Source organism: Mesorhizobium qingshengii, from assembly GCF_900103325.1.
In the GTDB taxonomy this organism is placed as follows: Bacteria; Pseudomonadota; Alphaproteobacteria; order Rhizobiales; family Rhizobiaceae; genus Mesorhizobium; species Mesorhizobium qingshengii.
This window is the reverse complement of record NZ_FMXM01000026.1, coordinates 1-14,232: the sequence shown is the minus strand read 5'-3', so window position 1 is coordinate 14,232 and position 14,232 is coordinate 1. Positions and strand designations below refer to the sequence as shown.

11 protein-coding genes are annotated in these 14,232 nt (G+C 65.3%); 5 read left to right on the top strand and 6 right to left on the bottom strand.

Going from position 1 to position 14,232, the window contains the following annotated elements; all coding sequences use genetic code 11:
- Positions 1–32 precede the first annotated feature (32 nt).
- The 6 genes from BLS48_RS29435 to BLS48_RS29410 all read right to left on the bottom strand — a co-directional run bounded on the left by BLS48_RS29435 (position 33) and on the right by BLS48_RS29410 (position 7,775).
- Positions 33–1,817: an ABC transporter ATP-binding protein gene (locus BLS48_RS29435; protein ID WP_091585451.1), complete on the bottom strand. Its 1,785-nt coding sequence runs from the start codon at positions 1,815–1,817 to the stop codon at positions 33–35.
- Positions 1,818–1,826: 9 nt separating this feature from the next.
- Positions 1,827–2,855 (bottom strand): glycosyltransferase family 2 protein, encoded by a 1,029-nt coding sequence (locus BLS48_RS29430; RefSeq protein ID WP_091585449.1) that lies wholly within the window; start codon positions 2,853–2,855, stop codon positions 1,827–1,829.
- A 7-nt stretch (positions 2,856–2,862) separates the two neighbouring features.
- Positions 2,863–3,969, bottom strand: a complete 1,107-nt coding sequence (locus BLS48_RS29425; RefSeq protein ID WP_091585447.1) for a glycosyltransferase family 2 protein — start codon at positions 3,967–3,969, stop codon at positions 2,863–2,865.
- The gene (locus BLS48_RS29420) at positions 3,966–5,129 is read right to left on the bottom strand and encodes an acyltransferase family protein (protein WP_091585445.1); all 1,164 of its coding nucleotides are present in this window, start codon (positions 5,127–5,129) and stop codon (positions 3,966–3,968) included. The genes BLS48_RS29425 and BLS48_RS29420 overlap by 4 nt, the downstream gene beginning before the upstream one ends.
- A gap of 679 nt (positions 5,130–5,808) precedes the next feature.
- Positions 5,809–7,050: an ATP-binding protein gene (locus BLS48_RS29415; RefSeq protein ID WP_091585443.1), complete on the bottom strand. Its 1,242-nt coding sequence runs from the start codon at positions 7,048–7,050 to the stop codon at positions 5,809–5,811.
- The gene (locus tag BLS48_RS29410) at positions 7,047–7,775 is read right to left on the bottom strand and encodes a response regulator (RefSeq protein ID WP_091585441.1); all 729 of its coding nucleotides are present in this window, start codon (positions 7,773–7,775) and stop codon (positions 7,047–7,049) included. Before BLS48_RS29410 ends, BLS48_RS29415 begins: the two co-directional genes overlap by 4 nt.
- A 214-nt stretch (positions 7,776–7,989) precedes the next feature.
- Here BLS48_RS29410 and BLS48_RS29405 point away from each other — a divergent pair, with 214 nt between their 5' ends.
- The 5 genes from BLS48_RS29405 to BLS48_RS29390 all read left to right on the top strand — a co-directional run.
- Positions 7,990–8,700 (top strand): hypothetical protein, encoded by a 711-nt coding sequence (locus tag BLS48_RS29405; protein WP_091585439.1) that lies wholly within the window; start codon positions 7,990–7,992, stop codon positions 8,698–8,700.
- A 120-nt stretch (positions 8,701–8,820) separates the two neighbouring features.
- Positions 8,821–8,967, top strand: coding sequence for a hypothetical protein (locus BLS48_RS35815; RefSeq protein ID WP_167365287.1), 147 nt, complete (start codon positions 8,821–8,823; stop codon positions 8,965–8,967).
- Between the two features lie 383 nt (positions 8,968–9,350).
- Positions 9,351–10,619, top strand: coding sequence for an efflux RND transporter periplasmic adaptor subunit (locus tag BLS48_RS29400; RefSeq protein WP_091585576.1), 1,269 nt, complete (start codon positions 9,351–9,353; stop codon positions 10,617–10,619).
- A gap of 3 nt (positions 10,620–10,622) precedes the next feature.
- The gene (locus tag BLS48_RS29395) at positions 10,623–13,775 is read left to right on the top strand and encodes an efflux RND transporter permease subunit (protein WP_091585437.1); all 3,153 of its coding nucleotides are present in this window, start codon (positions 10,623–10,625) and stop codon (positions 13,773–13,775) included.
- On the top strand, positions 13,765–14,232 hold a 468-nt coding region (locus tag BLS48_RS29390), incomplete at its 3' end, for a TolC family protein (RefSeq protein ID WP_244529957.1). The genes BLS48_RS29395 and BLS48_RS29390, both read left to right, overlap by 11 nt.

The following is a 14,232-nucleotide window of genomic DNA, read 5'->3' as shown; positions in this document are numbered from 1 at the left end:
CCGGCCGGCCACGCACTCTTGGGCGACATGCATTAGTCGAGCGGCTCGTGCTGGTAAAGCTCGTCCATGGTGAGCGATGCCAGGGCGCCGAAAGGCGCCTGCTTTTTCACCCGGCCGCCGCTGAGGATCACCACGTCGTCGCAGAACGAGATGGTGCTGTGATGGTGACTGATGACGATGGTCGTGCGGCGGCCGGCTCTCGACTTCAGGGTCTCGACGATGGCCGCTTCCGACAGTCCATCCACCGCATTGGTGGCTTCGTCCAGGATGAGGAGATCGGGATCGCGCACCAGGGCCCTGGCCAGTGCGATCCGCTGCCTCTGTCCCGCCGAGAGATTGACGCCCCTGTAGCCGACGAGCGTATCGTAACCCAGGGGAAGCTGTTCGATGAATTCATGCGCTTCGGCCAGTCTCGCGGCGCGCTCGGCGTCGCCGGCCGTGGCCGCGTCCTGGCCGTAGGTTATGTTTTCAAAGATGGTGCCGTCGACCAGCTCCAACTCCTGGCTGGCCAGTGCGATGTGCCGTCGCCACTGGCTGGCATCGATCCCGTCGAGTGGTGATCCGTCGACGAGAATCCTGCCGGTGTCCGGTTCCACGAAGCGGCACAGAAGATTGACGATCGTCGTCTTGCCGGCGCCCGAGCGCCCGATCAGCGCCGTCGAGCGGCCACCGCGGATTTCGAATGTCGCCGAATGCAGCACCACTTCACGCTGGTCCGTGCCGGAATAGGTGAACGTCACGTCATCGAACTCGATGCCCTGGCGCAAGCCGTGGAACGGCCCGTCGCCTTGCGGCGGTTGGGGCTTGCCCGTGGGATCCAGCATCCATGTTACCTCTTCGAGCGATCCGCTCAGGCCTTGCAACTGGCTCCACGACCCTTGCAGGGCCCGCATATGCGGCTGCAACCTGTAGAGCAGTATGACAAACGCGATGATCAGCGGGAAACTCACTTGCGCGAGCCAGGCGCCGATCACCACCGCCAGAAACAGAATGGCGTGGAGAACCTCCGTCAGCGGCGGCAACGCTCCCTGGCGCACAAGCAGTACGAAAGAGGCGCGGCGAACCGCGTCGGACGCCGTATCGAATATCGCCTTCTCCCGGCTCTCCTGTCCGAAGATGCGGATCAGGCGTCCGGCATGCACCAGATGGAGCATCTGTGATGCGAGGTGGCCGTTGCGCGAGGCGACGCTGCGGCTGGGCTCTTTCAGATTGGCCGAGAGGACGGCGTGCGCGACCTGGACGAGCGCCAGTCCGAGCGTGACCAGCAACGTCATGCGCCACGAAAGCAGGAGCAGAAAGGCCAGCAGGATGATGGCGGCCGATGCGCTGACGATGGCCGACAGCATGATCTGGATCGCGTCCGATGCTCGCCAGGATTCGTTGGAAATGATGTTGAGCAGCCGTCCGGGACTCTGCCGCAGGAAGAATGGGTAGCCCACCCGCAAGAACTGCTCCGACAACGCGCCGCGGATCGAATGACTTGCCTTGCCAGAGATGAAGGTCGTCAGCAGCGTGTTGGCGAAGGCGAAAACATTCTTCAGGATGATCGAGCCGAGGATGGCGACCGAAATGGCGATAAGCCGGTCGCGCTCGCTCAAGCCCGATCCGACGTGCTGGAGGACAGCGGAGAAACCAGCCATTCCCGCCGCATCGCCGTGTCCCATGATTATGCCCAGCAACGGGATGATCAGGCCGATGCCGAACCCTTCGAGCACGGCACTGACCAGCCCGAGAACCACCACGGCCGGAAGCAGGCGCAGTTGCCTCTTTCCGAACGCCCGGAACAGCATCGGCAGGCTTGGCGGTAGCAATGGCATTCTAGCGGTTCACCTCGCCTGGGCTTGTTGATCTTGCCGCACCGGCTCACCCTGTGGCCGTCTCGCCAGCAGGAGAACCGCGAATCTGGCCGCGCCGAGCAAATTCATGCCGACGATGGGCAAGTGCGACAGATTGAGTTCACGATCGAAGGCTGGCCCGCCAGCCAATTCCCGGAAAGCCCCTCTCGTGGCCCAGTAGAAATGACGAAGCAGCCAGGGCGCATGGCGAACATGTTTCAGGCAGAGCCCGCCATTGCCCAGGCTGTAGTCGCGGTGGAGCTTTTCGATGGCTTTGCGATCCCGCCGGCCGTGATGATGGAATATCGTCATGTCCGGCACATACTCGACCGGGATGCCGAGCAGCGCCGCCCGCACGAGGTAATCGGTATCTTCCGCCGAGCGCAATGGCCCGCCCGCGCCGAAGCGTTCGTCGAAATAGCCGATGCGGGCCGCGACATCGCGGTGCATGGTCATGTTGCAACCCAGCACAAAACCGCCGGGATGAACATCTGGTGTAAGCCGCTCGCGTACCCGCGACCGCTTGATCGTGAACGGCAAATCCCTGGGATCGCCAAGCTCGACACGGCCTCCCCGGATGAGCCATTGTTCCCCGGACGCATAATGTCGCTCCAGATCGCGCAAATAGTCGCAATGGACCGCGCAATCATCATCGACGAAGACCAGCACACGGCCCCGCGCGCGCCTCAGCCCGGCGTTACGGGCAGCCGCCAATCCGGGGCGTGGCTCGCAAATGGGCGTGAATGGAATGTCCGACATACCGGCGATGCTGGCCAGTCGTTCGGCCGTGCGGTCGCTCGAGCCGTTGTCGACGACCAAGAGTTCGGCCGCGAAGCCGGCATGGGCCCGGCACGCGGCCTGCACCGACTTGATGCAAGCCTCGAGCACGGCGACGCGATTGCGCGTGCAGATAATGAAGCTGACCTCCGGCGCCGATCGTTCCGGCCGGCGACCGGCCGGGGCGGGGGCAAGCGCCGTCGAACGATCGCGCTGCAGAGGTTGGTGGGCTTTGACGGTCATCCCTCCTCTAGCTCACCTGATAAGGCGCCAGGACCGTGGCGGCGGGCGCGGATTTGAAGAAGTATGTCACGGCGTCGGCTTGCCTGCTGGCCGACAGCGAGGCGAGGCTGAGCCAGGGTGCCCGGGCGCCGGGCCACAGCGCATATTGCTCGCGGCGCCGGATGACGTTCCACTTCGCGGTCCGCGTCAGCAATTCGTGCGTCAGCGGAGGCTGCTTTTCGTCGGCGACGAGCTGGTAAAGGAAATAGAACAGGTTCAGCGCGCCGGCCTCGAAGCTCGGCCTTGTCTCGGCCGGCAGGGAGCAAATCTCCTCCTCCAGCGCGACGATGAAGTTGGCCGCACGGGTAACCGTGTCGAGGTTGACCGCATCGCCGAGGTCGCGCAGGTCCCGCGAGGCCTCCGCGAGGCCCTCGCGCTCGAGGTTCTCAGCCACGATGCGCAAATGCGTCCTGCGCATCTCCTTGACGTGCCGGGTGGTCACGCTTGCCTGATGGACGCGGTAGACGACCAGGTTTTCGGGCATCATGGCTGCCGGGTAACGGCCGGCCAGCCGCCTGAAAAGATCGAAATCCTCGGCGTGCCGATAGGCCTGGTCGTAATGGAGATCGTCGTCGTCGATGACCTTCCTGCTGTAGACGACCGTCGGGTGCATGAAGATCGTGAAGAACATCGCCAATATTGGCAAGCGGCCGAACTGGAATACCGGATCGGGTTTCCCCGTGGCGATGCGACCGCGGATCAACATGTCGACGCCGGCGCCGCAGAAGCCGAGCTCGGGTCGTCGCTCAAACAGCGCCACCTGGCGCGAAAGGCGCCAGGGATAGGCGATGTCGTCCGCGTCCATCCGCGCGACCAGCTCGCCCCGGGCGACGGCCAGTCCTTCGTTGAGCGTCGTGACGAGGCCGCGATTTTCGCGCGAGATGATCGAGATGCGGCTGTCGGCCTGCCGGTATCGCTCGAGGATCTCGAGCGAATTGTCGGTCGACCCGTCATCGATCGCGATGACCTCCAGGCGGCTGTAGTCCTGCCGCAGGATGCTTCCCAGCGCGGCGGCGAGATAGGGGCCGGCATTGTAGACCGGCAGCAGGACGGAAACGAGCGGCGCGGCGGTCATCGTCTCGCATCCGTTCGCTGGAGGTCGAGCGTGCGGCCATCGGGCGATCCGCCGGCCACCCTCGCGAACCAGCCGGCATTGCCGGCCTGCCCTGCATGGGCGCGCGCGACGTAGGGGAAGTAGCGCTTGAGGCCGTTGAGTGGCCTTTCGAGAACCATCCAGGAAATCGAGGCCGTGACAATCGTGGCCGCGCTCGCGACCACGAACCGCCCTGGCCCTTGTTCCGAGACATTGAGCGGAATCCAGGGCTGAGACTTGACGGCGAGCGACAGCAATATCGGATGATAGAGATAAACGCCGTAGCTAATACGGCCGAGAGCAAGCAGCGGCGGCAGTTCCGCAAGCTTGCCGAGGGTACCGCCAAGGCCGCTCGAACAGGCGGCGACGACGGCCATCAGCGGCACCAGGGGCAGGACCTGCAGCAGCAGCCAGCGGCCCCATTCCAGCATGGGATCGGCAGGCGCCGGGACGAACCACTCAATCATCAGGAATGCGGCTGCGAGGGCAGGCCAGCCTAGCCGCATCCATTGCGGCAGGCCGGCGCCTCTGGACCACCAGCAGGCAAGCAGCGCGCCCGATGCCAGCGCATCCATGGATGCCGGCGGCAGCAGGTCGCGCGCCAGCGCCGGGGTGGCGGTGACCGGCCAGTAGAACCGATAGGCCAGCGACAGCAGGATGACGCCGACGCAGATCGACTCAAAGCGGCGGCGTGGGGCCAGCAGGACGACCAGCGGCCAGGCAAGGTAGAACTGCTCCTCGATGCTCAGGCTCCAGAAATGGCACAGCACCCAGGGCGTCCAGTCATTGCGCAGCGCATACCAGAAGTTGGACAGATAAAGCGCATGCCAGACCAGCGATCCCCTGGACTGCTCCAGGTCAACCAGCCAGACGAAACCCAAGACGGCAAAATAGGGAGGGAATATCCGCAGCGCCCGCCTGATGTAGAAGGATCGCAGGGCGGGGCCGGTTTCAAACTCGGCGGCCGAACGCGCTTCCAGGAGCAGGCGCGTGATCAGGAAGCCGCTCAGCACGAAGAAAAGCCGCACGCCGATATGGCCCCAGAACGAAGATCCTCCCGCCGCGAAGAAATGGGAATACATTACCATCGTCACAGCGACGGCCCTCAGTGCATCCAGTTGGATGTAGCGGGCGTTTGCCATCAGCGGCTTCCGGCGGCGTGACGTCCGCGATGAAGCCGCCAGCTGGCAGTTTCGAACGGCAGGCCAAGGCGGACGAGACCCACCAGGGCGCCGGCGCCGTTAAACCCGCGCTTCGCGAGTCCGTCTGGGCCGGGCTCGAAATCGGGATCAACGAACGGACAGCTCAAGTTGGTTAACCTGGCGGAATCCTTCACGGCGTATGTCCAGTCGCAAAACGAGTCCCCCCAGGAGATCGTTCGGCTACGGCATTGTGCAGCGCAACACAAAAAATCTACCCAGCTGAAATACTTATGTGAGCGAGCGCTAAAAAAAGAAAAAATCGCTCGGTTTTCGTCCCTATGGCGAGTTTCCCCAGCACTTCTATCCTGTCGTTTAAGTTGTATTGATATTCCCGTTTTAGTTGATTAGGAAGGCTCCTAGCCCAGATGATAAGAAACGCTCAGATTGTTTTAGTATATATCACGAAATTGGATAATCTATATTTTTCTTATGTAGATTCGACGGTGACTTTGCGGTGAATTAACTTGTACCATTGAGTTTGCGCGGTGCAGCATCGTTGTCGATTTTCGTGGGTTGCCCGCACGGGTCGCTCCTCCCAAGCACATCCCGCCCAACGGGAAGCCGCAAGCGACCCGCGTCGCTCGGCTGAGCAGGCCTCTGCTGTGGCCCGCGCCTTCCGTCACACCGCGTCGAACACCACCGTCTGGGCCAGTCCGCCGCCCTTGCGGTTCTGCAGCGTCACGGTGCCGCCGTAGCGCTCGATGATTTCCTTGGCGATGGCGAGGCCCAGCCCGGCGCCCGGGATGGATTGCAGGCGGCCGGGATCGACGCGGAAGAAGGGCTCGAACGCCTTGTTCAAGAGCTCCTGCGGAATCCCCGGCCCGTGGTCGGAAATGGTGAGCACGGCGCGGCCGTCGGCCACGGCAAGGTCGATGCGGCACGCCTTGCCATGGGTGGCGGCGTTGATGATCAGGTTGCGCAAGGCGCGACGCAGGCCGAGCGCGCCGGCCCGCACCGAAGCCGCGTCCAGATGGCCGATCGCCACGACATGGCCGAGCGACACCATCTCGGTCGCGATGTCTCGCACTATCTTGTCCAGGTCGACCGGTTCGACGGCATCCTGGTTCACCTCCTCGCGCACCAGCCGGATGGCGCTGTCGGCGATGCGGTCGAGTTCGTCGAGGTCGTGAAGCCATTTGTCGCGCTCGTCGTCGAGGAACTCGGCGCGCAGGCGCATGCGCGTCATCGGCGTGCGCAAATCGTGGCCGGCGGCGGCGACCAGCCGCATGCGGCTTTCCATGGCGGTTCGCAGCCGCGACGAGAGCTGGTTCAGCGCATGGGCCGTCGCCTTCACCTCGGCCGATCCCACTTCCGGCACCGCGGCCAGCACGCCATCCGATCCGATCTTCGAGACGGCCGCCTCCAGCATCTCGAGCGGCCGGATCAGCACCGAGGTGAAATAGACCGAGACGGCCGTGGCGCCGGCCACGATCAGCGAGATCCAGCCGGCGAGAATCAGCCATTCGTGATTTGGCGGGTCGATGTGGGGAACCTGCATGATCGCCCAGCGACCGTCGGGCAGGCGAACCGATGCGATCTGGCCGGGTTCATCCACCTTGTCGCTGACGATGGCCGGAACGTCGAAGCCCCGGCGGCGCAGTATATCGGTGAGCATCGCCGTTTGCGGTCCGGCCACCTTGCCGCCGGCCGGATGGTCGGTGAATTCAACCCGCAGGACGTCCGGCAAAGGGCCAGGCAGCAGCCGCATCACCAGTTCCATCTGCTCGGCCACCCAGGGCACGGTCAGTTCAGGCGGCGGTCCTCCGCCACGGACGCTGATGACGGCGGCCGTCGCCAGGCCGACGACGCCGACGATCGAGATGACCAGCAACAGGATGAGGCGGCGCCGCAGCGAGTTCACGCGTGGTCCTCCACCGTCTCGACGCGCGCGGTGAGCTGGTAGCCGCCATTGCGCACCGTCTTGAACAGCGGTCCGTCGCCGGTCTCGGTGAATTTGCGGCGCAGCCGGCTCATCAGCACGTCGACCGAGCGGTCGAGCGGATCGCGCTCGCGGCCTTGCGTGAGATCCAGCAGCTGGTCGCGCGACAAAAGCCGGCCGGGACGGTCGAGGAACACCTGCAGCAGGTCGAACTCGGCGCCGGTGAGGTCGACGGCCACTCCATGCGCATCCGTCACCTTGCGGGTGTCGGGCTCCAGCCTGTAGCCGGCGAAACGGTAGACGCGGGGGCGGGGCGCCACCGGCGCGTCCTCGGGCGATGAGCGCCTGAGCACGGCGCGGATGCGGGCGGTGAGCTCACGCGGATTGAAGGGCTTGCCGAGATAGTCGTCGGCGCCGAGCTCCAGGCCGATGATGCGGTCGACATCTTCCTTCAGCGCCGTCAGCAGGATGACCGGCATGTGCGGCTTGCGGTCGCGCAAGCCGCTGCAGATATCGAGGCCGGAGCCGTCGGGCAGCATGACGTCGAGCACGAGCAGGTCGAACTGGCCCGCGCCAAGCTTCTGTTCGCATTCGCGCCGGTCCGCCGCCACCGAGACGCGAAAGCCCTGGCCGTCGAGATAGCGCCCTAGCAGCGTCCTGATCTCGCGGTCGTCGTCGACGACAAGGATATGGGGTTGTACCTGCATTGCTCGCCCGTTTGCCTGTTCGTTTCGGATTATAGGGAGAGCCGTCGGCAAACGGCATGGAAAATTGCAACGCAATGTTGCCAGCGGCCCGCTGGAAACATTGGGAAACAAATCTCCTTTTTGCGGAAACGTTGGGAAACACGCCGAAACAAAGCGGAAAAGGATGGTTCCTATCCTCCTGGTCATACGAAGCATGAGAGAAAGGAACAACATCATGCGAAGCACACTTCTCGCGCTCGGTCTGTTTTCCGCCGCGGCCATCCATCCGGTGCTGGCGGCGCAGCCCGATCCCGCGGCGCCCGGCGACGCGCCACCGATGATGGCAATGCAGGATGGGGCAATGCAGGGTGGACCTGACCACGGTCCGATGGCCTGGTTCGGCCAGAATGGGCCCGGCCCGCTCGGGCCGATGCGGCATGGTCCGCAAGGCTTTGGGCCGGAAGGCCCTGGTCCGCGCATGGGGCCGCCGCCGGAATTCATGCTGGCGGCGCGGCTTGCCGCGCTCGAGACCCGCATTGGCGTGCGGACCGAGCAGCTCGATGCCTGGCGCGACTACACCAGCGCGCTGCAGGCCGTGCTTTCGCCGCCACGGCCCGATCACGGACCCGGCGGTCCGGGCGGACCTGGGCCGGAGGCGAAAGGCCCCGATGCGGCGGGCGGCAAGCCCGATGCCTTCGCCTTCCAGGAAAGGCTGGCGGACGACGTCACGGCCCGCGCGGTTTCGGCCGGCCAGCTCAAGGACGCCATCACCGTGCTGCGCACCAAGCTGACCCCCGACCAACTCGAAATCCTCGCCTCGGCGGAACGCCCGCACGGCCCACCCCCCGGTCCCTGGGGCGGCCCGCCGAATGATGCAGCCGGCCCCCGGGGCCTGCCCAACAGGCAGCTTCCGCCGCCCCAGCCCGGGAACGGCGAGCAACCCTGACCGGCTGCGCCGGCCGGCCCCGGTACCCAACCCGTTCCCGGGCCGGCCGGTCCTCTTGACGGGATGGCGGGCGTGTCCCGCCATCCCACCGCTCGAAATCCTCGAAATGGAAGCACGACAATGTGGGAAGCCATGATGCCGCAGCGGCTGATCACATTGGTCTGCCTAGAATTCTCGGTCACCCCCAAATTCTCGGTCAACCATGCCGGACGCGGCTTGCCGCTGGCCGCGCGCGCCAGGCCGACGCCCCTGCCGGTCAACAGGTGAAGGGCCCGATCCGCCCGAGCTTCGCCTGCTGGTGCCTGTCGCTCCGCTTCCGGAGCGGCTCCACGGCGACCATGGCCGCAAGATCGCGGAAGGCTTGGCTTGTCGCCGCTGATCGGGGTACTGATGCCGATGAGCATCGCGGCCAGGTACTCGATTCTCGTCAGGTACGCTCCGCCGCGAAGAAGGAGCGCGACATGAGCCGCCTCGAGGCATTGCTCGACGCCGCCCGCGGATTGGAGCGGCCCGTCATCATGAAAGCGGTCGCCATGATGGGCGGCACGCAACCGTGCTCGGCCTCGCTTCCATCGGCTGGCTCCTGGTGGAACCATCCGATGCCGACAGCCAGGCGGCAACCGCAACTCCAGCGAAACATCATCCAGGACATGTCCATGCAGTCTAGCCAACCTCCTTTGCCGGCACGCCGGCTCGCGCCCCGGGCCGCAATGCTGGCCGTCGCCCTTCTTCTGGCGGCCTGCTCGCAGGAGGAAAGCAAGGCTCCCGCCGGCATGGGCGCGGCCGGGCGTGCCGAGGTCAGCGTGGTGACGGTGCATCCGCAGTCGGTGGCGATCACCGCCGAATTGTCGGGGCGCACGTCGGCTTCGCTTACGGCGGAGGTGCGTCCGCAGGTCAACGGCATCATCCAGGCCCGGCTTTTCCAGGAAGGCAGCGAGGTCGTCGCCGGACAGCCGCTCTACCTCATCAATCCGGCGAGCTATCAGGCGGATTACGACAGCGCGGTGGCGTCGCAGCAGAAGGCCGAGGCCTCGGTGCCGAGCGCGCAGGCGAAGTTCGACCGCTATGCCGGCCTGATCCAGCAGAATGCGGTCAGCAAGCAGGACTATGACGACGCGGCGGCATCGCTGGCGCAGGCCAAGGCCGACGTCGCGTCCGCCAAGGCAAGCGTCGAAACCGCGCGCATCAACCTCGATCACACCAAGATCACCGCGCCGATCGGGGGCCGCATCGACAAATCGTCGCTGACGCCCGGCGCCCTGGTCACCGCCAACCAGGACACCGTGCTGACCACCATCCGTGCGCTCGATCCGATCAATGTCGATGTCACGCAGTCGAGCACCAATTTGCTCAACCTGCGCCAGGCCATCGCGGAAGGCCGGCTGAAGTTCAGCGGCCCCAATGTCAGCGTCAAGCTGAAGCTCGATAATGGCACCATCTATGCGCAGACCGGCAAGATGGAGTTCGCCGGCGCCAATGTCGACCAGACGACCGGCACATTCGCACTGCGCGCAGAGTTCCCGAACCCGGACCGCCTGCTGCTGCCGGGCATGTATGTGCGCGCCGTCGTCGAAGAAGGCGTCGCGCCGAACAGCTTCCTGGTTCCGCAGCGCGCCGTCAGCCGCAACGCCAAGGGCGAGGCCACGGCAATGGTCGTCAACGCCGACGGCAAGGTCGAGGAACGCATCCTTACCGTTGGCAACAGCGTCGGCAACAACTGGCTGGTGAGCCAGGGTGTCAGCGATGGCGACCGGGTCATCGTGGAGGGCACGCAGCTGGTGCGCGCAGGTGCCGAAGCGACGCCGGTCGAGGTGACGATCGACGAGGCGACCGGCGAGGTCAAGGACCGCGCGCAGGGGACTTCGGCCGTCACCACCCCTTCCAAGACGGCCAGCACCGGCCAGTCGACCGGGAACTGAGCCATGTCCGCATTTTTCATCAACCGGCCGATCTTTGCCTGGGTGATCGCCATCGTGATCATGCTGGGCGGCCTGCTGGCGCTCAACTCGCTGCCGATCTCGCAGTACCCGCAGATCGCGCCGACCACGGTGAGCATCAGCGCCACCTATCCTGGCGCCGACGCCCAGACCGTCGAGAATTCGGTGACCAAGGTCATCGAGCAAGGAATGACCGGCATCGACAATCTCGACTACATGACGGCGACCTCGACCTCGACCGGCTCGGCCTCGATCACGCTGACCTTCACCACGGCCGCCGATCCCGACACCGCCCAGGTGCAGACGCAGAACAAGCTGCAGCTGGTCCAGTCGCAGCTGCCGCAGGTGGTGCAGAACAACGGCATCACCGTCTCCAAATCCTCGACCGGATTCCTGATGGTCATCGGCTTCGTCTCCAGCGACGGCAAGATGAACTCGACCGATCTCGCCGACTATGTCGACGCCACCGTCAACGACACACTGAAGCGCGTCGAGGGTGTCGGCACGACGCAGCTTTTCGGCTCGGGCTATGCCATGCGCATCTGGCTCGATCCGGACAAGCTCGCCAAATATGCCTTGATGCCGAGCGACGTGGCCTCGGCGATCGAGGCGCAGAACACGCAGGTTTCGGCCGGCCAGCTCGGCGGCCTGCCGGCGCGCAAGGGCCAGCAGCTCAATGCCACGGTGACCGCCAGGAGCCGGCTGCAGACCGCCGAACAGTTCCGCAACATCATCCTGAAGAGCCAGACCGACGGCTCGCTGGTCCGCCTCAACGATGTCGCCACCGTCGAGCTCGGCGCCGAAAGCTATACGACGCAAGCCCACTACAATGGCAAGCCGGCGGCGGGCGTCGCCGTCAGCCTGGCGACCGGCGCCAACGCCATCAACACCGCCGAGGCCGTGCGCTCGACGATCAACCGCCTGAGCTCGACCCTGCCGCAAGGGGTCGAGGTCGTCTATCCCTACGACACTTCGCCCTTCGTGCGGCTGTCGATCGAGGAGGTGGTCAAGACGCTGGCCGAGGCGATCGTGCTGGTGTTCCTGGTGATGTTCATCTTCCTGCAGAACCTGCGCGCCACCATCATCCCGACGATCGCCGTGCCGGTGGTGCTGCTCGGCACGTTCGGCGTGCTGTCGCTGTTCGACTATTCGATCAACACGCTGACCATGTTCGCCATGGTGCTCGCCATCGGCCTGCTGGTCGACGACGCCATCGTCGTCGTCGAGAATGTCGAACGCGTGATGCAGGAGGAGGGCCTGTCGCCGAAGGAGGCGACGCGCAAGTCGATGAACGAGATCACCGGGGCGCTGATCGGCATCGCCACCGTGCTGTCGGCGGTGTTCGTGCCGATGGCCTTCTTCGGCGGTTCGACCGGCATCATCTACCGGCAGTTCTCGGTCACCATCGTCTCGGCGATGGTGCTCTCCGTGCTGGTCGCGCTGGTGCTGACGCCCGCACTTTGCGCCACGATCCTGCGGCCGCCCAAGGACCATGCGACGCAGACCGGCCCGTTCGGCTGGTTCAACCGTGTCTTCGACCGCGGCGCAACAGCCTATCGCGACGGCTCGCATGGCATCATCAACCGCGCCAAGCGCTTCCTCGTCGTTTTCCTGGCCATTGTCATTGCCATGGGCTGGATGTTTGCCCGGCTGCCGAGCTCGTTCCTGCCGGAAGAGGACCAGGGCATTCTGATCACCAGCGTGCAGCTGCCGGTCGGCGCGACGCAGGACCGCACCGAGCGCGCGCTCGCCCAGGTCACCGACCACTATCTGAAGGAGGAAAAGGACGCGGTCGACGGGGTGTTCAGCGCCTCCGGCTTCGGCTTTGGCGGCGCCGGGCAGAATGTCGGCATCGCTTTCGTGCGGCTGAAGGATTTCAGCCTGCGCAAATCGACGGCCATGGCCGCACAGGCGATCGCCGGCCGCGCGATGGGCGCCTTCTCCAGGATCAGGGACGCGCAGGTGTTCGCGCTCGCCCCGCCCGCCATCCAGGGGTTCGGCAACACCAACGGCTTCGATTTCTACCTGCAGGACGTCAATGGCGCCGGCCATGACGCGCTGCTCCAGACGCGAAACCAGCTTCTGGCCCTGGCCGGGAAGAGCAAGGTGCTCGCCAATACGAGGCCCAACGGCCAGGAAGACCAGCCGCAATTCTCGGTCGACATCGACCAGGAAAAGGCCAGCGCGCTCGGCGTTGGCCTGTCGGACATCAACGACACGCTTTCCACCGCCTGGGGCAGCGATTACGTCAACGATTTCATCGATCGCGGGCGGGTGAAGCAGGTCTATCTGCAGTCGGACCCGAACTTCCGCATGCAGCCGGAAGATCTGGATAAATGGCAGGTCCGCAATTCCAGCGGCACCATGGTGCCGTTCTCGGCCTTCGCCTCCAGCCACTGGACGTTCGGCTCGCCCCGGCTCGAACGCTACAATGGCTCGGCGGCGGTCGAGATCCAGGGCGCGGCGGCCACCGGCGTCAGTTCGGGCGCCGCCATGGACGAGATCGACAAGCTTGTGGCGCAATTGCCCGCCGGCTATTCCCACGAATGGACCGGGCTGTCGCACCAGGAGCGGCTTTCCGGCAACCAGGCGCTGTCGCTCTACGCGATTTCGGCACTGGTCGTGTTCCTGTGCCTTGCCGCGCTCTATGAGAGCTGGTCGATCCCGTTCGCGGTCATGCTCTCGGTGCCGATCGGCATCTTCGGCGCGCTCCTGGCGGCGACCCTGTTCGGCCAGTCCAACGACGTCTATTTCAAGGTCGGGCTGCTGACCACGATCGGCCTCGCCTCCAAGAACGCCATCCTCATCGTCGAGTTCGCCCTCGAGCGGCAGACCGCCGGCATGGGGCTCGTCGAGGCGACGCTGGAGGCGGCGCGCCAGCGGCTGCGGCCGATCCTGATGACGTCGCTGGCCTTCATCCTCGGCGTCACACCGCTGGCGATCGCCAGCGGTGCCGGCTCGGGGGCGCAGAACTCCGTCGGCATCGGCGTCATGGGCGGCATGATCGCGGCGACGGTGATCGGCGTGTTCCTGGTGCCGCTGCTGTTCGTGACGGTGCGCCGCATCTTCAAGGGCGGGGCGGCCAGGCAGGATGCCTCGACGGACACCGGGCCGGAGGCAACGATCCATGACAATTGAGGGTAAGGGTATGACGGGTGATGATATCGCCACCAGGGGGGCCTCGGCGCAGATCGGGAGCGCACCGGCAAGACGCGCTGTCGGGGCGCGGCTGATCGTCGTGACGCTGACGGCAACAGCGCTCGCCGGCTGCGTCGTCGGCCCGGACTACCAGAAGCCATTCCTGGCGATGCCGGCAAGCTGGAGCGGTCACAACAAGGCCACGCCGGCCAAGCCGGCGCAATTGTCGAAATGGTGGCAGCGGCTGCGCGATCCCGAGCTGAACACGCTCGTCGACGAGGCGGTTGCCGGGAATCTCGACGTCGCCACGGCGAAGGCCAAGATCCGCGAGGCGCGCGCCAGCTATCGCCAGAGCAGCGGGGCCCTGTTCCCGTCGGTCGACGGCTCCGGCTCGGTCACCCGCAACAAGTCGGCCGCGACCACGTCGGGCTCGAGCGCCATCTACAGCGAATATCAG